We start from the raw sequence: 18,680 nt of genomic DNA on the forward strand, positions 1-18,680 counted from the left end.
TAATATGGCTGATCGCGACACCAATCGATCCAAGAACTCCCGCTGGGGACGCTTCTCCAAGATAGCCTCCCTCTGGGTGCTTCTGTTCCTGATCCCGATGGTCCTGTTCCAGTTGATGGACACACAGGAGCCGGGTCAGCAGCTGTCTTATTCGCAGCTGGTCCGCGAGGTGGAGCGGGGCAACGTCGAGCGTGTGGTGTTCGTGGACGGTGCGGTGGTGGAGGGCGAGTTGCGCTCCCCTGTGGCGGGCGCTCGCGGCAACATCACCGATTTCCGCACCATCCTGCCGGTACGCGACTCAGAGCAGCTGGTGGAGATGCTCGCCGCCGCCGGGGTCACCGTGGACGCGCGCCTGCCGGACCGCGATTGGTGGACGATCTTCCTGGGCATCCTGCCGTGGCTGCTCATCATCGGGTTCTGGATCTTCATCGCTCGGCAGATGCAGGCCGGTGGCGCCAAGGCTTTCCAGTTCGGAAAGTCCAAGGCGAAGCTCCTCTCCGGCGACACACCCAAGGTGACCTTCGACGACGTCGCTGGCGCGGACGAGGCGAAGTACGAGCTGCAGGAGATCGTCGAGTTCCTGAAGGATCCCAAGAAGTTCTCCCGCCTGGGCGGTCGCATTCCCAAGGGAGCGCTGCTGGTCGGCCCGCCCGGTACGGGCAAGACCCTGCTCGGCCGGGCGGTGGCAGGGGAGGCCGGACGGCCGTTCTTCTCCATGTCGGGTTCGGACTTCGTGGAGATGTTCGTGGGCGTCGGCGCCTCCCGTGTGCGCGACCTCTTCGAGCAGGGGAAGGCCCATGCGCCGTGCATCATTTTTATCGATGAGATCGATGCGGTGGGTCGGCACCGCGGAGCCGGTCTGGGCGGCGGCCACGACGAGCGCGAGCAGACGCTCAACCAACTCCTGGTGGAGATGGATGGCTTCGAGGCCAACGACGGAGTGATCCTGCTGGCCGCGACCAACCGCCCCGACGTGCTCGACCCGGCGCTCCTGCGCCCGGGTCGCTTCGACCGGCAAGTGGTGGTCGATTCGCCGGACGTGCGCGGCCGCGAGGGAATCCTGCGCGTCCACCTGCGAAAGATCCCCACCGCCGACGATGTCGACGTGGGTCTCCTCGCGCGCGGCACCCCGGGCATGAGCGGCGCCGACCTGGCAAACCTCGTCAACGAGGCCGCCCTCCTCGCCGCCAGGAAGGGGAAGGACAAGGTTTACATGGCGGACCTCGAGGAGGCCAAAGACAAGGTGATGCTCGGCGCCGAGCGGAAGAGCCTGGTACTCTCCGAGGCCGAGCGTAAGCTGACCGCCTATCATGAGGCCGGTCACGCGGTGGTGGCGCTTCGTCTTCCGGGGCTCGATCCGGTCCACAAGGTCACCATCATCCCGCGGGGTCGGGCGCTCGGCATCACCGCCTCGTTGCCGGAGGAGGACCGCCACTCGTACAGTCGCGATTACCTGCTCGGGCGGCTGGTGATGCTGTTCGGTGGCCGCGTCGCGGAGGAGATGATCTTTGGCCCGGAGAAGGTCACCACCGGTGCAGGGAACGACATCGAGCGCGCGACCGCGATGGCGCGGCGGATGGTCACCCAGTTCGGCATGAGCGAGGTGATCGGGCCGATGGCAATCGGCGACTCCGAGACCGAGGTCTTCCTTGGCCGGGACATCGCCCAGCGCCGGCAGATCAGCGAGCAGACCGCCCAGCAGGTCGACGCCGAAGTGAAGCGCATCCTTCACGAGGCGTACGAGCAGGCGCGACAGATTCTCGAGGAGAACCGCGACCTGCTCGAGCGTATCGCGCTGGCCCTCCTGGAGCGCGAGTCGCTCGACCGCGAGCAGGTGGAGATGCTCGCGGAGGGTAAGCCGCTGCCACCGGTGCGCACGAATCGTCCGAGCGCCGCTCCCGAGCGGCCCGTCGTTGCGGCTCCGAAGAGCGATCCGAGCACCGGTCCGGGGCTTTCGGATCTCTCTCCTTCGGTCGCGCGGGAAGGAAGCAGCGACCGCGACATCTGATGCCGCCGGCCGGGGAGGTATCCGCGACGACGAGCCCCGAGGAGGGGATCTGGGCGATTCGTCGTGAGCGGATCGCCCTGACCCAGCCGCTGCTGATGGGGGTTCTCAACGTGACCCCCGACTCCTTCAGCGACGGTGGGCAGCATCTCGACCCACAGGTTGCCCTGCAACGGGCGCGGGAGATGGTGGAGGAGGGCGCCGGGATGATCGACGTGGGCGGCGAGTCCACCCGACCCGGAGCACGACCGGTAGATCCGCGCGAGGAGATCGCGCGGGTCGTGCCGGTCATTTCTTTGCTGAAAGCCGAGCTCAGCGTGCCGGTGTCGGTGGATACTCGCAAGGCGGAGGTGGCGGGAGCGGCGCTCGAGGCCGGCGCGGACGTGGTGAACGACGTCTCCGCCCTGCGGGATCCGGCGATGGGCGGCGTGGTCGCGAAGTCGCGTGCCGGTCTGGTGCTGATGCACATGCGCGGGACGCCGGAGACGATGCAGCGCGATCCGCACTACGACGATGTTGCCGGCGAGGTGTGCCAAGAGCTGGAGCGCGCACTGCAAGCGGCCCGCGACGCGGGGATCAGGGAGGAGGCGGTGGTGGTCGACCCCGGGATTGGCTTCGCCAAGAACCAGGAGCACAATCTCCAGCTCCTTGCGCAACTGGAGCGCCTGCATGCCCTCCGCCGCCCGATCGTGGTCGGGGTCTCGCGTAAGACGTTCATCGGGCGGCTGCTGGGTGGCGTCGCGCCCGCCGAACGTGCGGTAGGCACGGCGGCCGCCTGTGTGGTGGCGCTTCTCAAGGGAGCGCGCATCTTTCGGGTGCACGATGTGCGGGTCGCGCGAGAGGCGCTGACCGTGGCGGAGGCCATCCGCGTTGCTTCCCACCCAGCATGACCGACGTGTTCGAGCGCTTCGGCTTCCTCGCACCGGGCTGGCAGGATCTGATCGAGATCCTGGTTGTCGCGGCCGTCTTCTATCGGCTCCTGGTCCTCATCGCCGGCACCCGGGCGATTCAGATCCTGCTGGGTGTGCTCCTCCTCGTCGGAACCTACTTCCTCGCGCGCATCCTCCAGTTCGATCTGGTCCAGTACCTGCTGGAAAACCTGTTCGAATTCGGCGCCATCGCCGCTCTGATCGTCTTCCAGCCCGAGCTCCGCAACGCTCTGGCGCTGCTGGGGCAGAATCGGATTCTTCGCTTGCGGATACTGAATCCGGTGGAGGAGAGCGAGGTGGCGGAGGAGATCGCGGCGGCGGTCGAGGAGCTGTCCCGTGCCAAGGTCGGTGCGATCATCGCCATCGAGCGGGAAATCAGCCTGGACGAGTTCGCGGAGACGGGGAGCCCGTTGCGCGCACGGGTGTCTGCGCCGCTGCTGACGACGATCTTCACCCCTTACACGCCGCTTCACGACGGGGCGGTCATCATCCGCGGTGATACGATCGTGGCGGCTGGTGCCATCCTGCCGCTGACCCAGTTCCCGGTCTCCGACCGATCGATCGGGACGCGCCATCGGGCCGCGCTCGGCCTCTCCGAGGAGACCGACGCCCTGGTGATCGTGGTATCCGAGGAGACCAGCTCGGTCTCGGTCGCGGTGCGGGGTCGACTGGAGCGAGGGGTGGGTCGCGAGCGGTTGATGGAGTTGCTTTCCACGGGCGGAGCGGAGATGATCGCGGCACCGGCCTGAGTCGCCTCCCACCTGGAGCAATCCTTGGAAACGTCGTACGGCCTGATTCAGCTTTTCAAGGACGGCGGCTGGATGATGTATCCGCTGCTGCTCGCCTCGCTCCTCGGGCTCGGCGTGATGATCGCCAAGGTCTACGTCCTCTGGGTCGCGCAGAGGGGGTCCGGGAAGCTCCTCGCAGCGATGGAGCAGAAGGCCGCGAGCGGGCGGGTCGACGAGGTGCTCGAGCAAGCCGAACGAACGCCGGGCCCGGTGGCTGCCATCCTGGTCGCCGGGTTGAACCCGCTACGCGCCGGCCGCCCTGCGGAAGAAGTCGAGCAGGGAATGGACGCCGCCGGTAAGCTGGAGCTCGGGTTTCTCGAGCGGGGGATGGTGTTGCTGGCAACCGTGGCGTCGGTGGCGCCGCTTCTGGGCTTCCTCGGTACGGTCTGGGGGATGATCGAAGCGTTCGCGGCCATCGAAGCGGCCGGCCAGGTGGAGGCGAGTCTGGTGGCCTCGGGCATCAAGATCGCCCTGATCACAACCGCCGCGGGGCTCATCATCGCCATCCCGGTCAACACGGCGTATAACTACTTCGTGACCCGGATCGATCGGTTGATCGTGGAGATGGACGAGGCCACCGCCGCGGTGCTGAATCTCGTCTGGGACCTCACGGGCACCGGCGGAGCCGCCGCGGTTGCGGGGGCTCCGGCCGGTGTCGCCATGCCGACCGCGAAACCAGCAGGGCGGCGCCTCGAGGGAGATGATCGGGGTGTGCGGGGAGTCGAGCGGGAGTCGCGCGGCAGTGCCGCTCCGAAGGAGCGGGAGTGAGAGGAACTCGCATGGCCCTCATCCGCAGAAGAGTGAAGGCTACCGAGGGGATCCCAACCGCCTCGATGGCCGATATTGCCTTCCTCCTGCTGATCTTCTTCCTGACGACCACCGTCTTCGACGAGGACATAGGGCTGCAGGTGGTTTTGCCGGATCCGGGTCCGGAGGCGGCGACGGACATCCCGGTGAGCAATATGCTCTTCTTCCTGATCCAACCGGATGGCACCCTGCAGATCAGGCGCGGGAGCAGTTCCACGACGCAGCCCGCCACGGCACGCCAGGTGGAGCCGATCATGCGGCAGGAGCTCGTGCGGAACCCGAACGTCGTCGCGGTCATTCAGACGTCGCCCGAGGCCGCCTACCAGGACATGATCAACGTCCTCGACGGAATCCGATCTGCTGGCGCGACGCGCTACTCCATCCAGCTGATGGACTGAGGGGCAATGGCGATCTCCCACGGTGGCTTCAAGCGCAAGTCCAAGGTTGCCAGCGAGATCCCGGATAGTTCCCTGGCCGATATCGCTTTCCTGCTGTTGATCTTCTTCATGGTGACCACCGTCTTCCGGAAGGAGGAGCCGCGGGAGATCGACTGGGCCGAGGCGACCGCCACGCAACAGGTGGACGAGAAGCGGAAGGACATCCTGCACTTGTGGGTGGAGCCGGACGGCGCGGTATGGATCAACGACGCCCCCGTGCCGATCCCTCAGATCGCGGACGTCGTCGCTCCTCTGGTCACAGCGTCGGGGGGACGGCTGGTGGTCTCGATTCGCTCCGATCGGTCGGTGCAGTACGGGACGATTCACCAGATCACCGAGGAGCTGCGCGAAGCGGGGGCATTGCGGGTGAATTTCGCAACGAACTTCGAGCAGCGCCTCGCGGCAGCAAGGCGGTAACCTGGCGACCTCCCCGACCACGCCACGACAGCCCGGGAACGGCGGCGAGGCGCGGGCGTGCCGTCTTTTCAGGTACCCCGGACCGGGGCCCTTCCGGGGCCCCGGTCTGCTTGCGTCGGTTAGGGGGGAGGTCTACAATCCGGCCATGAATTATGCGGACTTAGCGGTGCGGCTGGAGGAGGTTCGCGAGCGCATCGGCGCGGCGTTGGCGCGATCCGGGCGGGAGGGCGTGGAGGTGACCATTGTCGCGGTTACCAAGACCCATCCCGTCGAGGCCGCCCGGGCGGCCCTCGCAGCCGGGATTTTCGACCTGGCGGAGAATCGTGTCCAGGAGCTGGAGGAGAAGGTGCGGGGCGTCGACGATCCCCGCGTCCGTTGGCATCTCATCGGTCACCTGCAGCGGAACAAGGTACGGCGCGCGCTGCCTCTCTTCGATCTCCTTCACTCCCTGGACTCGCTGCGACTGGCGGAGGAGTTGAGTCGGATCGCCCGCGAAGAGGGCCGCGTCGTGCGTGCGCTGGTGCAGGTGAACACTTCCGGCGAACAGACCAAGGGCGGGTTCGATAGCGAGGAGGCGGTCGACGCCATCGGCAGAATCGCGGAGATGGAAGCGATCCGCCTGGAGGGAATGATGACGATGGCCCCCTTCGAGGCGCCTGAAGCGGTTCTGCGGTCGGTGTTCGAGCGCACCCGGAGGTTGAGCGAGGAAGCGGCCCGGCAGGTGCCCGGCTATCGACCTCTCCACCTCTCGATGGGGATGAGCGGCGACTACGAGATCGCCGTGGAGGAGGGTAGCACGATCGTGCGACTCGGCACGGTCCTATTTGGAGCGCGCGAGAGATGATCGACCTGACCCCGCTGGACGTTCGCAAGAAGAAGGGTGACTTCGCCCGTGCACTGCGCGGCTACGAGCCCGCCACGGTTGACCAGTTCCTCGAGGTGGTCGCCGACCGCATGGAGGAGCTACTCCGGGACAACACCGCCCTCTCTGAGCGGGTAGCTCAGCTTTCCGAATCGTTGAGCGCATACCGGGAGCGCGAGCGGGCGATGAACGAGGCGCTGGTCGCGGCGCAGCAGCTCCGCGAGGAGCTGCGCACGCAGAGCGCGCGTGAGTCGGAGGCGGTGCTCCGGGAAGCCCGGGTGGAGGCGGAGCGGATCGTCGCGGATGCTCGCCGGACGGCGCAGGAGGCGGCCGAGGCGACCCGAAGGGTGTACGCGGCCCGCGCCCGCTTTCTGCGCAGCTATCGAGCTTTTCTGGAGCGGCAGATCGAGGAGGTGGCGGCCGAGGAAGATCGGGTGAAAGACGGGCTGCGCCCGCGGGAGGAGGGCATCGAGGCAGCGCGGACGGTTCTGGAGCCGGCCCCCGCCGCCGATGACCCGGAGCTCGAGATCAGCCGGGGAGGGGCGGAAGATCTGGCTCAGCCATGATCGACGCCGCGACGCACCTTGGCCGGCTCCGGGAGGCCGTTGCCGCGGTGCAGGGAAGGAGCCCCGACTCACCGCAGGTCGGCATCGTCCTCGGGACCGGGCTGGGCGCTCTGGCCGAGGAGATCGAGGTCGACGTCGCCATCCCTTACTCGGAGATCCCCCACTTCGTGCCGTCGACCGTCGAGTCGCATTCCGGCCGACTGCTGCTGGGAAGGCTGGAGGGGCAGCGGGTCGTGGCGATGCAGGGGCGGCTGCACCTCTACGAGGGGTACGCGGCCTGGCAGGTCGTTTTCCCGGTTCGGGTGATGGCGCTGTTGGGCGTGCACACGTTGATCGTGTCGAACGCCAGCGGGGGGATGAATCCGCTCTGGTCCCCCGGCGACGTGATGTTGATCGCCGACCATATCAACCTGCTCGGCGACAACCCGCTGATCGGACCCAACCTGGACGAGTTGGGACCACGGTTCCCGGACATGTCGGCGGCCTACGATCCCGAGCTGCAGCGTCTGGCGCAGGAGGTCGCGCTGGAAGAGCGCATACCGCTGCGGCGCGGCGTCTACGTCGCGGTGCCCGGTCCGAACCTGGAGACGGCCGCGGAGTACCGTATGCTTCGGACGATCGGTGCGGACGTGGTGGGGATGTCTACCGTGCCCGAGGTGATCGCGGCCGTGCACGCGGGGCTCCGCGTGCTCGGCCTTTCGATCATCACGGACGCGTGCCTTCCCGACGCGCTGCGGCCGACCAGCCTCCAGGAGATCCTGGAGACCGCGCGAAGCGCCGAGCCCAAGTTGACGGCGCTGGTGAAGGGGGTGTTGAGGAAGCTGGACGCTGGAAGCTAGAAGCTGGCATGCTTTCCTTCCGACCCTTTGAGAATACCAATCGACGCCTCGGAGACACTTTTGGCAGCCTGGGAGCCAGCAGCTAGGGTGCATTCTAGCTCCTAGCTTCTAGCTCCTAGCTTCTTCAGAGAAAGAATGAAGCGATACAGAGACCTCCCGTCGTCGGTCGAGGAGCTCGAGACAGAGATCCTGGCCACGTGGAACGAGGAGGGGACTTTTGCCCGCAGCGTGGAGCAGAACGCGGGCGGGGAACCGTACGTTTTCTACGAGGGACCTCCCACGGCCAACGGCCGACCGGGCATTCACCATGTGTTCTCGCGCACCATCAAGGACGTGGTCGCGCGTTTCTGGACGATGCAGGGCCGCCACGTGCCACGGATCGCCGGCTGGGATACGCACGGCCTGCCAGTCGAGATCGAGGCGGAAAGGCGCCTGGGAATCTCCGGGAAGCCGGAGATCGAAAAGGTCGGAATCGCGCGGTTCAACGAAGTCTGCCGCGAGAGCGTGCTCACCTACACGGAGGAATGGGAGCGCTTCTCCGCGCGCATCGGCTACTGGCTGGACTACTCCCGGCCGTATGTCACCTACCACGCCTCGTACATCGAGTCGATCTGGTGGAGCCTGAAGCAGATCGCCGATCGCGGGCTGATCTACCGGGGACACAAGATCCTCCCGTACTGCCCGCGCTGTGGCACGGGGCTGTCCAGCCACGAGGTGGCGCTCGGCTACCAGGACGTCCTCGATCCGTCGCTGTACGTCACCTTCCCGCTGGAAGACCAGGCGACCGAGGGTGAGCCGGTGGCGCTGCTGGTCTGGACGACCACCCCCTGGACCCTGGTCTCCAATGTCGCGGCCGCGGTGGATCCGGAGCTGGAGTACGCCGAGGTGCGGCACGACGGGAGGCGGTTGGTGCTGGCCCGCACGCGCGTGCCGGCCCTGTTCGGCCAGGACGCCGAGATCGTACGAACCTTCCCCGGCAGTGAGCTGATCGGGCTGCGCTACGTGCGACCCTTCGACTGGGTGGCGGCTCCGGAGCAGAGCCGCGAGCGGGCCTGGCGCGTGGTCGGGGCGGACTTCGTTTCGGCCGAGGACGGTACCGGCATCGTGCATCTGGCCCCCGCCTTCGGGGCAGACGACTACGCCGTCGGCCAGGCGCACGGGCTGCCCATCCTGCAGCCGGTGGACGATCGTGGCCAGTTCGAGGCGGATCTGCCGCTGGTGGGCGGGAAGTTCGTGAAGGAGGCCGACGACCTGCTGGTGCGTGCCCTCAAGGAGGCGGGGCGCGTTTTCCGCTTCGGCCGGGAATCGCACTCCTATCCGCATTGTTGGCGGTGCGGCAGCCCGCTGCTCTACATGGCGCGCGACTCCTGGTTCATCCGTACCACCCAGGTGCGCGACGACCTGCTCGCCAACAACTCGCGGGTCAACTGGTACCCGCCGGAGGTGGGTGCCGGGCGCTTCGGCGAATGGATCGCCAACAACGTCGATTGGGCGCTGTCGCGAAACCGCTACTGGGGCACTCCGCTCCCCGCCTGGGTCTGCGACCGGAACGTTGAGCACGTGGAGTTCGTCGGCTCCTTCGCACAGCTCGCCGAACGGGTCGGGGGACTGCCGGAGCCGTTCGATCCGCATCGCCCCTTCATCGACGAGTACACCTGGACGTGCACCGAGCCGGACTGCGGCGGCACCATGCGCCGGACCCCGGAAGTGATCGACGTCTGGTACGACTCCGGGGCCATGCCGTTCGCGCAGTGGCACTATCCGTTCGAGAATCGGGATACCGCCGAGCGCTTCTTCCCCGCGGACTTCATCTGCGAGGGGGTGGATCAGACGCGCGGGTGGTTCTATTCCCTGATGGCGATCTCCACCCTGCTCGGACGTGGACCTGCCTTCCGCAACGTGATCGTGAACGATCTCGTGCTCGACGCGGACGGCCAGAAGATGTCCAAGTCACGGGGCAACGTGGTGGATCCGTGGGAGGCGCTGTCCCAGTACGGCGCGGACGCCATCCGCTGGTACCTGCTCGCCTCTTCCAATCCGTGGTTGCCGAAGCGCTTCGATCCGGCGGCCGTGCGAGAAGTGCAGCGCAAGGTATTCGACACCCTGCGCAGCACCTACCACTTCTTCTCGCTGTACGCGGACCTGGAGGGGTGGCAACCGAGCTGGAAGGACGTGCCGGTCTCGCAGCGCCCGGTCATGGACCGGTGGGTGCTCTCTCGGCTGGCGGCGGTGACCGCCTCGATGACGGAGCAACTGGAGAGCTACAACCTCACCCACGCGGTGCGAGCGCTGGGAGATTTCATTGTCGACGAGCTGTCGAACTGGTACGTACGACGCTCACGGGATCGTTTCTGGGGGAGCGGCGACAGCCAGGATACCCGCGCCGCCTTCGCCACGCTGCATCGCTGTCTGCTGGAAGTGGCGCGGCTGGCGGCGCCGTTCGCCCCGTTTCTCTCTGACTGGCTGCACCGATCCCTCGCCGCCGGAGAGAGCGCGCACCTCTGTCGCTACCCGGTGGCCGACGAGGCACTGCGTGATCCCCAGCTCGACGCGGGGATGGAGGCGGTGCGCACCCTCGCCACGCTCGGTCGTGCGGCGCGGGACCGTGTTCGCATCAGGGTCCGCCAGCCGCTCGAGGTTCTGTACGCCGTGGTACCGGATTCCGGGCTGGTGACCCCGGATCTACTCGCGATCCTGCGCGACGAGCTGAACGTGCACCGGGTGGAGTTCATGGGGCGGGCGGAAGAGCTGGTGACCTTCACCGCGCGTCCGAACTTCAAAGCGATCGGGGCGCGCTTCGGCAGCCGGACGCAGCAGGTGGCCGCGGCGATCCGCGCGCTGCCCTCCTCCACGCTGGCGGCGTTCCACGCGGGCGGTACGCTGCGCGTGAAGGTGGACGGCGAGGAGGTGCAACTCAGCCGCGAGGAGGTGGAGCTGGTCCAGGAGTCGAAGGGAGAGCTGGTGGTGGAGGCCGAGGGCGGGTATACGGTCGCGCTCGATCCGACTATCACGCCCGAGCTGCGCGCGGAGGGTCTGGCCCGTGAGGTAGTGAATCGGGTGCAGCGCCTGCGCAAGGATGCGGGGTTGGAGGTCGCGGACCGGATCCGATTGGCGGTGCAGGGCGGGGAGGAGCTGAGGCACGCCCTGGAGACCCACCGCGCCTTTGTCTGCGGTGAAACGCTCGCGCTCGAGCTACAGGTGGTGGACTCGGGCATCGAGAGCTTCGGTCATGCCGAATCCAGGGAGATCGACCTGGACGGTGAGCCGGCTGTCATCGCGCTGAGCCGCGCGCAGGCCGGGGTGGCCGGGTGAACGGGGCGGATTCGGAGGGGGCACTGAGCACCGTGGAGCGGGAAGCCACTGGTAAGCTGACCCTCTACGTGGCGCTGGTGGGGAGCATCGTCGCGCTCGACGCATTGACCAAGTGGGTGGTGCAGCAGACACTGGTGCTGTACCACCCGGTGCCTATCCTGGGGGACTTCTTCCGACTGACCTACATCTACAATCCCGGAGCGGCGTTCGGACTGCACCTGGGGAACTACTCGAGATTCATCTTCCTGGCGCTGACGGTGGTGGCGGTGGTCGTCCTGTACCTGTGGTACCGGGCGACCCCAGCGGAGGATCGGTTGCGGCTGGTGGCAATCGCCTGCGTGACCGGCGGAGCGATCGGGAACCTCATCGATCGTGTGCGCTCCCACCAGGGCGTGGTCGACTTTCTGGACGTGGGGATCGGCGCCCTGCGCTGGCCCGTCTTCAACGTCGCCGACATCGCCGTGACCACCGGCGCAATCCTGCTGGCCATTTCACTCTGGAAGGAGGAGCAGCGCCACGAAGCCCATGGCAAATGAGGAGGACTGGACGGAGTTGACCGTTGAGGGGGAGAACGAGTCGCGCCTGGATGCGTACCTGGCCGGCCGGCTTCCCCTCTCGCGCTCGCGCGTGGCACAGCTGATCGAAGAGGGGGCGGTTCTGCTCAACGGACATGTCCCTCGCAAGCGGGACATACCCGCTCCGGGAGACCGGATCTCCATCCGAATTCCCCCTCCCGAACCCTCACCGCTCACGCCCGAGCCCATACCGTTCGATATTCTCTACCAGGACACCGACCTGCTCGTGATCGACAAGCCCGGGGGGCTCGTCGTGCACCCCGCGCCCGGACACCGGGGCGGTACGCTGGTCAACGCCCTGCTCCACGAGGTGGGCGACCTCTCCGGGATCGGGGGCGTGCTCCGGCCCGGGATCGTGCACCGGCTGGACAAGGACACCTCCGGGTTGATGCTGGTGGCCAAGAATGACGAGGCGCACCGGAGGCTCGCCGACGAGCTTCGGCAGCGGCGGATAATCCGGCTCTACGTGGCAGCCGCCTGGGGCCACCTTCCCGCGGAGGAGATGACCACGGACGCTCCGATCGGACGTCACCCGACCGATCGGAAGCGGATGGCGGTGGTCGAGGGCGGACGGCGTGCTGTGACCCATTTCCGGGTGCTGGAGCGCTGGCGCGCCGCGGATCTGGTGCGCGCGCGCCTGGAGACCGGGCGGACCCACCAGATCCGCGTCCACCTGGCGCACCTGGGCCATCCCGTTGTCGGCGATCCGGTTTACGGCGCCGCGCGGGAACGGGGATTTTCGGGACCGGCCCGTGCCTGGGCGCAGGAGTTCGCTCGTCGGGTGCCACGGCAGTTTCTCCACGCCACCGAGCTGAGGTTCGTTCACCCCCGAAGCGGAGAGGAGATGAGGTTCGTTTCCGAGCTTCCTGATGAACTGGCTCGCGCCGCGGAATGGGCGCGTGGGGGGACTCGTGCCGTCGACTGAAGCGCAGCAGGCGCGGGCCGACCTGCTGTCGACGACGCCTTCGGACGCGTGGGACGAGGGCGCGGAGGATACGCTTGCCGGCGAGTCCCTGCGCCGCCTCCTGCTCGTTTCGCTGCAGGAAGAAGTTGTAGCGCTGCCCGCCGAGTTGGTCGTCGAGGTGCTCCCGGAGCGTATCTACGCCCACATTCCCGGCGCGCCGCGGCCTGTCGCAGGGGTGGCAAACCGGCGGGGGAGGATGCTCACCGTGGTGGATCTGGGAGTTGCCCTGGGCGGAGCGCCCACTACGGCGGCGGGCCATCGGGTCGTGGTCGTCGCGTTCCGGGGCAGGGAGATCGGCCTGGCGGTGCGTGACGTCCTGCAGTTTGCCACCGACTGGTGGAGTCAGGCGCAGGCGGAGGCGCTGGAGGACGAAGGCATGTTGGCCGCCGTCGAGGAGGGGAGTGGTGCGGGCGGCGATCTCGCGGCTGGAAGTGGCGGAGACGAGCAGCTCCGCGTCATCGAAGTAGAATCCGTGCTCGCACCTCTCTTTGGCGGCGAGGATCACGGCGTCGGGGAACCAAGCGAAGGAAGAACATGAGCTCGACCGTACTCATCTGTGACGACGCCATCTTCATGCGGACGATGATCGGCGACATCCTGCGCCAGGCAGGCTTCGAGGTGGTTGGCGAGGCCGAGAACGGCCAGCAGGCAGTCGAAAAGTACCGCGAGCTGCGGCCCGATCTCGTCACCATGGACATCGTGATGCCCGACATGGGCGGGATCGACGCCGTGCGCGAGATCATTCGCGACGACCCCAAGGCCAAGATCCTGATGTGCAGCGCGATGGGGCAGCAGGCGCTGGTGATCGAAGCAATCCAGGCCGGCGCCCGCGACTTCGTGGTCAAGCCGTTCCAGCCTTCACGGGTGCTCGAGGCGGTCCAACGGGTGCTCGCCTGAGCTTCCCGCCCGGTATCCGGGGACGATGGACCCGTCGCGGTACAGCGAGCTCTTCCATTCCGAGGCACGAGAGCACCTCGGAACGCTGACGCGGCTCCTGCTCGAGCTGGAGCGCGACCCGGAGCGCCCGGGAGTGGTGGAGCAGCTCTTCCGGTCGGTCCACACGCTGAAGGGCTCCTCGGCGGCGATGGGGTACCAATCGGCGAGCGAGGTGGCGCATGCGCTCGAGGAGCTGCTCGCCCGACTGCGCCAGGGATCCCTCGCCATCGGCCCCACCACCATCGACCTGCTCCTGCAGGGCGCCGACGCTCTCGAGCGGGCCATCGAGCACCCGGAGGAGGGTGCCTCGGCGGTGGTGCTGGACCGGCTCGCGGCATATGTAGAGGCTGGCGCCCCAAGCCGGACTGCGGCCCCAGCGAGCTCGGCGGGGCCAGCCGCCACTCCGGATTCCGGTGCTCCCACGTCGGCTGGACCCGCTCACCGGGTCAAGGTTCGGCTGGAGAGCGACACAGCGCTTCCCGCCGTGCGGGCGACGCTGGTCCTGCGCGCCGCGCGCTCCCTCGGCGAGGTGTCGCAGATCCAGCCGCCGGAGGCCTCGATCCTGGCCGGCGAGCTGCAGGGCCCGTTCGCCTTCGTCATCCACGGCGAGGCGACGCCTGAGCAGATCGAGGCGGCGGTGCGCTCGGCGGGTGAGGTGGCGGAGGTGGAGGTCAATCCCCTCGCCACGACCGAGGGCGAGCCGGAACGCACCCGACCTCGCGAAGATCGGACGCCGCGGCTCGGACCGATCGTTCGGGTGCCCCAGAGCCGTCTGGACGCGCTGGTGGACCAGGTCGGCGAGCTGATCATCGCGCGGGATCGTCTGCGGAGGACGGTCGCTGAACCGGCGGAGGCGGATCCGGAGCTGGCCGAGTCGCTGGAGGGCGTCTCCCGCCTCATCGACGATCTCCGCGAGGAGATCATGCGCCTGCGCATGGTCCCGGTGGGGGAGGTGTTCGACCGCTTCCCGCGCATGGTGCGCGATGCTGCGCGGCGGCTTGATCGACGGGTCGAGCTGGAGATCAGCGGCCGGGAGGAGGAGGTCGACCGCGGGCTGCTCAACGAGGTGGCGGATCTGCTCGTCCACCTGCTTCGGAACGCCGTCGACCACGGCATTGAGCCACCGGAAGAGCGGGAGAGAGCGGGCAAGCCACGCGTCGGCCGCATCCGGCTCTCCGCCATCCGGGAGGCTTCGATGGTGCGGATCGAGGTCGCGGACGACGGGCGGGGGCTGCAGCGCGAGCGGATACTGGCCACGGCCGTGAAGCGCGGGCTCATCGAGGCGCCGGATCGACACCTCAGCGACCAGGAGATCTGGGCGCTGCTCACCACGCCAGGATTCTCCACCAGCGAGCGGGTGACCGATGTCTCGGGGCGCGGGGTGGGCCTCGACATGGTCCGGACCAGGGCGCAGGCGCTCGGTGGCAGCCTGGAGGTGCGCAGCGAAGCCGGGAAGGGAGCGACCTTCACCCTGCGCATCCCGCTTTCACTTACGCTGGTGCGGGCGCTGCGCTTCGAGGCCGGAGGAGCGTACTATTCCGTCCCGCTCTCCGGGGTGGTGGAAGTGGCGGAGCTGGTCGACTATGATGGGCACTCGCTCCAGGTGCGCGGTGAGACGCTCCCCGCCCTGGACCTGCGCGTCCTCTTCGCGGGCGGCTCGGGTTCACCAGGTCGGGAGAATGTGGCTGTCGTGGTGGTTGAGTTCGGCGGTGAAAAGGCAGGGTTGATCGTGGCGGCTCTGGAAGGACAGCATCAGGCCGTGGTGAAGCCGGTCGATCTCCCGGAAGGGGCTCTGCCCATCTTCGGTGGTGCGACCATCCTGCCGGATGGTCGCCCCTCGCTCATCCTCGATCCGGCCAGGACCGTCGCGTTCGCGACGGGGCGGGCGGATCTCTCTGCCAGGGCTTGAACACGCGCAAGGACGCGGAACGATGATCGAGATCCAGGACCTTCAGGAGCTGCAGCTCGACGCACTGCGCGAAGTGGCGAGCATCGGCGCCGGACATGCCGCCACCGCCCTGTCGCAGATGACCGCTTCGCGTATCATGATCAGCGTGCCGCGGCTGCAGATCGCCCGGCTCGAGGAGATCCCCGAGCTGATCGGCACGGCCGACGCGGTGGTGGCCACCGTGCTCATGCACGTGCTCGGCGATGTCACCGGGCGGACGCTGCTGGTGCTCCCCGAGAACGCCGCGCAGCGTCTCTCCGAGCGCCTTCTCCGCCGTGCCACCGGAACGGTGAAGGAGTTCCGCGAGGTGGAGCAGTCCGCCCTGAAGGAAACTGGCAATATCCTGTGCGCGGCTTATCTGAATGCCCTGTCGGATTTCATGGGGCTGATGCTGCTCCTCTCCGTGCCGATCCTGGTCATCGACCAGTGCGGCGCGGTGCTTACCAGCGCTTACATCGAGTTCGCCCAGGCACAGGATTTCGTGTTCAGCATCGAGACGCAGTTCACCCTGGGAGAGGGTGATCCGGTGGCCGGTCACTTCCTGCTCCTGCCTGATCTACCCTCGCTCCAGGTCATCTTGAAGTCAATCCGGCTTGCCTGACGTGCCGCCTTCTGTACCGACGCCGGTCTCTCCGCCCCCTCTGTCGGAGCGGGATCGTAAGATCCTGCTCGGGCTCGCCGCGAGGATCGACCCGGGGGACTCGGGGGCTCACAACAACCTGGGTGTCCTCTACTTCAACAAGGGAATGCTGGATGAGGCGGTCATCCAGTTCCAGCGCGCGCTCGAGATCGACCCGCGGATGCAGGTGGCGCAGCGGAACCTGGAGATCGCCTATTTCAACACCGGATACTACCACCGCCTGATCCGCGAGCTGTCCGAACGGCTCGCTACGGCACCGGACGACACCGCCGCGCGCCGACGGCTGGCCCGCGCCTACCTGAGCACCGGCGACCACGCCGCAGCGGCGAGGGAGCTGAGCTATATCCTGGCGGAGACGCCGAACGACCTCCAGACCCTCCTGGAGCTGGGCAGGGTGGAAAAGGAGGCAGGCCGGTATGACGCCGCGCTGGTGTGGCTCCGCCGCGGGATCGAGCTCGATCCGGGAAGCGGCGTTTTTCGATTTCACCTCGGCGAGCTGGAGTATCACCGGGGCATGCTGGCGGAAGCCCGTGAGCACCTCGAGCAGGCCATTCGCATCCTCCCCGACTTCGCGGATGCGTATCACCTCCTGGCTTTCGTGCTGGGGGACCTGGGAGAGGACGGAGCCGCCGCGGAGGCCGCCGAACGCGCGCGGCAGCTGAATCCAGCGCTCAGCCGGGCGGAAACGAATCTCTCGCTCGACCATTACAACCCCGCGCACTACGGCGAGCTGGTGGGGAATCGCGATGCCCGCCCGGACGTGGTGCAGAGCGGATACCTGGCGGGCTACCACCTCGGCATCGCGTATCGGCAGCGTGGCCTCTACGCGGAGGCGCTACGCGAGCTGGAGCGGGCTCTGGCGGCGGGCGAGGACACGGGGCTGGTGCGACAGGCCATCGCGGAGGTCCGCCTTGTCCGCGGAGAGGTCGAGGAGGCGGCCGCCCTCTATCGCGAGCTGCTGAAGGGAGATCCGCACAGCCCGAAGCTGCTGAACGAGCTCGGCGTGGCTCTGCATCGCCAGGGCAACACCGCCGGGGCGGAACGCTGCTACCGCCGCGCCCTGGAGGCGGATCCCGAGTACGCGCTCGCCTGGAACAACCTCGCGGTGGTGCGGATGCACCGCGGTGACGCGGCGGCCGCCGGGGAATGTCTCGCCCGCACGGTCGAGCTCAGGCCCCGCCTGATGGACGGTTGGTTCAATCTGGGGTTGCTGGCGGAGCAGACTCGCCGTTTCCCGCAGGCGCTGCGGGCGTACCGCGCGGGTACCGAGGCCGATCCGAACGCACTGGCAGCGTGGATCGGGATCGGACGGGTACTGAGCGAGATGGACCGCTTCGCCGAGGCTCGCAATGCCCTCGCGCGAGCGGTGGAGATCGATCCCGATTCCGCGGCGGCCCGATACCACCTGGGCTTCGTGCTGGCACGGTTGGGGGAGTACGACGCGGCGCGCCGGGAGACGGAGCGTGCGCTCGCACTCGATCCGTATTACCCCGCGCCGCGCTACCGCCTCGCCATCGACCTGCAGTTCGAGTTCACCGAGGTGTTGGCGCCGGAGCTGGACGTCGCCTCTCGGGTCGCAGCCGGAGAGGCGGTTCCGACCTTCGACTTCGACGCCGCGGAGCTGGCACACGCTTTCAGCGCGCTCCAGTCTCCGAGAGCGGCGGAGCCTCCACCCGCTGCCGCGGAGGAGGATCCCTTCCGCCTGGCGAGGGACTACCTGAGCAAGGGGTTGCTGGCCCGTGCTGCCGCAGAGGTTCGCCGACTCGTGGCCCAGGGCGCCGAACCGGTGGAGGCAGCCCTGCTGGCGGCCGAGATTCTGATGGGGCAGGGGTACTTCGGCGAGGCGCTGGAGCGCTACGACTCTGCCCTGGTGCGGCTCGAGGACCGACCCGGCGACCCGCGCTTGGGCCGCATCTGGCTGGGGCGCGCCGAAGCCCTGTTGCGTCTGGGTCGTGCTGCCGATGCGCATCAGGCCGCACGGCAGGCGGAGGCATACGCGGGCGCCGAAGCTGAAGCACTGCGCAGCCATGGCGAGGCGTACCTGCTCGAGCGGAAGGCGGGTGCGGCAGTGGAGGCGTTCCGTAAGCTCACCACTCTGCGGCCCGAGGATCCCACGCCGTGGCGCGAGCTCGGCGCCGCCCTGCGGCTCGCCGGCGACCTGAGAGGCGCGGAGGAAGCGCTCGACCGCGCCCTCACGCTCGATCCCGACTTCGTGGCGGCGCGGGTGGAGTTGGCGGAGGTCCTGCTGCAACAGGGGCGCGAAGAGGAAGCTGCGGCAATGAGCGAGACTGCGCTCGAGGTACTGCCGGGCTACCCCGACGCAGCCATGCTGCTGGCGGAGGTTCGTCGGCGGCAGGGCCGTCATCCCGAGGCGGTCGACCTGATGGTCGATCTGCTCAGCCGCGACGCCTACCACCTCTCCGGTCTGCTCGCGCTGGGGCGAATCCTGGAGGAGTGGGGCCGAAGGGACGATGCGATCCACGCCCTGCGACGCGCGGTGCGCCTCGATCCGAACTTCCGCGAGGCCGTAGCGGAGCTGGAGCGGCTCGAGGTGCTGGCGGGAGAAGACGCACCGGGCACGTGGGAAGGAAGGGAGCCGGTCGCGGCGACTTCGACCACCCCGGGGTCCGACGCGCGCTGCGCGCGGGACTGACC

Annotated in this window: 17 protein-coding genes; all 17 read left to right on the forward strand. The window is 67.9% G+C overall.

Annotation, left to right across the window (positions count from 1 at the left end):
* Positions 1-4 precede the first annotated feature (4 nt).
* Positions 5-2,008: an ATP-dependent zinc metalloprotease FtsH gene (ftsH, locus tag VF167_11815; GenBank protein ID HEX6926097.1), complete on the forward strand. Its 2,004-nt coding sequence runs from the start codon at positions 5-7 to the stop codon at positions 2,006-2,008.
* Entirely contained in the window at positions 2,008-2,895 is an 888-nt protein-coding gene (gene folP, locus VF167_11820; GenBank protein ID HEX6926098.1) for a dihydropteroate synthase, read from the forward strand. Before ftsH ends, folP begins: the two co-directional genes overlap by 1 nt.
* Positions 2,892-3,683, forward strand: a complete 792-nt coding sequence (gene cdaA / locus VF167_11825; GenBank protein HEX6926099.1) for a diadenylate cyclase CdaA — start codon at positions 2,892-2,894, stop codon at positions 3,681-3,683. The genes folP and cdaA overlap by 4 nt, the downstream gene beginning before the upstream one ends.
* 24 nt (positions 3,684-3,707) lie before the next feature.
* Entirely contained in the window at positions 3,708-4,490 is a 783-nt protein-coding gene (locus VF167_11830; GenBank protein ID HEX6926100.1) for a MotA/TolQ/ExbB proton channel family protein, read from the forward strand.
* A gap of 11 nt (positions 4,491-4,501) precedes the next feature.
* A complete protein-coding gene (locus VF167_11835; protein HEX6926101.1) occupies positions 4,502-4,927 on the forward strand; it encodes a biopolymer transporter ExbD in 426 nt (141 codons plus the stop codon).
* Positions 4,928-4,933: 6 nt separating this feature from the next.
* A complete protein-coding gene (locus VF167_11840) occupies positions 4,934-5,383 on the forward strand; it encodes a biopolymer transporter ExbD (protein HEX6926102.1) in 450 nt (149 codons plus the stop codon).
* Between the two features lie 145 nt (positions 5,384-5,528).
* Positions 5,529-6,227, forward strand: coding sequence for a YggS family pyridoxal phosphate-dependent enzyme (locus VF167_11845; protein HEX6926103.1), 699 nt, complete (start codon positions 5,529-5,531; stop codon positions 6,225-6,227).
* Positions 6,224-6,811, forward strand: coding sequence for a DivIVA domain-containing protein (locus VF167_11850; GenBank protein ID HEX6926104.1), 588 nt, complete (start codon positions 6,224-6,226; stop codon positions 6,809-6,811). The genes VF167_11845 and VF167_11850 overlap by 4 nt, the downstream gene beginning before the upstream one ends.
* Positions 6,808-7,650, forward strand: a complete 843-nt coding sequence (locus tag VF167_11855) for a purine-nucleoside phosphorylase (GenBank protein ID HEX6926105.1) — start codon at positions 6,808-6,810, stop codon at positions 7,648-7,650. The genes VF167_11850 and VF167_11855 overlap by 4 nt, the downstream gene beginning before the upstream one ends.
* Positions 7,651-7,785: 135 nt before the next feature.
* Positions 7,786-10,962 (forward strand): isoleucine--tRNA ligase, encoded by a 3,177-nt coding sequence (gene ileS / locus VF167_11860; GenBank protein HEX6926106.1) that lies wholly within the window; start codon positions 7,786-7,788, stop codon positions 10,960-10,962.
* Positions 10,959-11,498, forward strand: coding sequence for a signal peptidase II (lspA, locus tag VF167_11865; protein ID HEX6926107.1), 540 nt, complete (start codon positions 10,959-10,961; stop codon positions 11,496-11,498). The genes ileS and lspA overlap by 4 nt, the downstream gene beginning before the upstream one ends.
* Positions 11,488-12,462 carry an RluA family pseudouridine synthase gene (locus tag VF167_11870; protein ID HEX6926108.1) on the forward strand — a complete coding sequence of 325 codons (975 nt, stop codon included), beginning with the start codon at positions 11,488-11,490 and terminating at the stop codon, positions 12,460-12,462. The genes lspA and VF167_11870 overlap by 11 nt, the downstream gene beginning before the upstream one ends.
* Positions 12,407-13,039, forward strand: a complete 633-nt coding sequence (locus tag VF167_11875; GenBank protein HEX6926109.1) for a chemotaxis protein CheW — start codon at positions 12,407-12,409, stop codon at positions 13,037-13,039. The genes VF167_11870 and VF167_11875 overlap by 56 nt, the downstream gene beginning before the upstream one ends.
* Positions 13,036-13,398, forward strand: a complete 363-nt coding sequence (locus tag VF167_11880) for a response regulator (GenBank protein ID HEX6926110.1) — start codon at positions 13,036-13,038, stop codon at positions 13,396-13,398. The genes VF167_11875 and VF167_11880 overlap by 4 nt, the downstream gene beginning before the upstream one ends.
* A 25-nt stretch (positions 13,399-13,423) precedes the next feature.
* Entirely contained in the window at positions 13,424-15,346 is a 1,923-nt protein-coding gene (locus VF167_11885) for a chemotaxis protein CheA (protein ID HEX6926111.1), read from the forward strand.
* Positions 15,347-15,368: 22 nt separating this feature from the next.
* Positions 15,369-15,986 (forward strand): chemotaxis protein CheC, encoded by a 618-nt coding sequence (locus tag VF167_11890; protein HEX6926112.1) that lies wholly within the window; start codon positions 15,369-15,371, stop codon positions 15,984-15,986.
* Between the two features lies 1 nt (position 15,987).
* Entirely contained in the window at positions 15,988-18,678 is a 2,691-nt protein-coding gene (locus tag VF167_11895) for a tetratricopeptide repeat protein (GenBank protein ID HEX6926113.1), read from the forward strand.
* The last annotated feature ends 2 nt before the right edge of the window (positions 18,679-18,680 follow it).

It is taken from the genome of Longimicrobiaceae bacterium, from assembly GCA_036375715.1.
Taxonomy (GTDB): Bacteria; Gemmatimonadota; Gemmatimonadetes; order Longimicrobiales; family Longimicrobiaceae; genus DASVBS01.

What these genes read in the sequence shown, in the direction of transcription:
- folP (HEX6926098.1), top strand. Translation starts at nt 2,008, where the DNA reads ATGCCGCCGGCCGGGGAGGTATCCGCGACGACGAGCCCCGAGGAGGGG.
- cdaA (HEX6926099.1), top strand. Translation starts at nt 2,892, where the DNA reads ATGACCGACGTGTTCGAGCGCTTCGGCTTCCTCGCACCGGGCTGGCAG.
- VF167_11845 (HEX6926103.1), top strand. Translation starts at nt 5,529, where the DNA reads ATGAATTATGCGGACTTAGCGGTGCGGCTGGAGGAGGTTCGCGAGCGC.
- VF167_11870 (HEX6926108.1), top strand. Translation starts at nt 11,488, where the DNA reads ATGGCAAATGAGGAGGACTGGACGGAGTTGACCGTTGAGGGGGAGAAC.
- VF167_11885 (HEX6926111.1), top strand. Translation starts at nt 13,424, where the DNA reads ATGGACCCGTCGCGGTACAGCGAGCTCTTCCATTCCGAGGCACGAGAG.
- VF167_11880 (HEX6926110.1), top strand. Translation starts at nt 13,036, where the DNA reads ATGAGCTCGACCGTACTCATCTGTGACGACGCCATCTTCATGCGGACG.
- VF167_11855 (HEX6926105.1), top strand. Translation starts at nt 6,808, where the DNA reads ATGATCGACGCCGCGACGCACCTTGGCCGGCTCCGGGAGGCCGTTGCC.
- VF167_11890 (HEX6926112.1), top strand. Translation starts at nt 15,369, where the DNA reads ATGATCGAGATCCAGGACCTTCAGGAGCTGCAGCTCGACGCACTGCGC.
- VF167_11835 (HEX6926101.1), top strand. Translation starts at nt 4,502, where the DNA reads ATGGCCCTCATCCGCAGAAGAGTGAAGGCTACCGAGGGGATCCCAACC.
- VF167_11850 (HEX6926104.1), top strand. Translation starts at nt 6,224, where the DNA reads ATGATCGACCTGACCCCGCTGGACGTTCGCAAGAAGAAGGGTGACTTC.
- VF167_11875 (HEX6926109.1), top strand. Translation starts at nt 12,407, where the DNA reads ATGAACTGGCTCGCGCCGCGGAATGGGCGCGTGGGGGGACTCGTGCCG.
- ileS (HEX6926106.1), top strand. Translation starts at nt 7,786, where the DNA reads ATGAAGCGATACAGAGACCTCCCGTCGTCGGTCGAGGAGCTCGAGACA.
- VF167_11840 (HEX6926102.1), top strand. Translation starts at nt 4,934, where the DNA reads ATGGCGATCTCCCACGGTGGCTTCAAGCGCAAGTCCAAGGTTGCCAGC.
- ftsH (HEX6926097.1), top strand. Translation starts at nt 5, where the DNA reads ATGGCTGATCGCGACACCAATCGATCCAAGAACTCCCGCTGGGGACGC.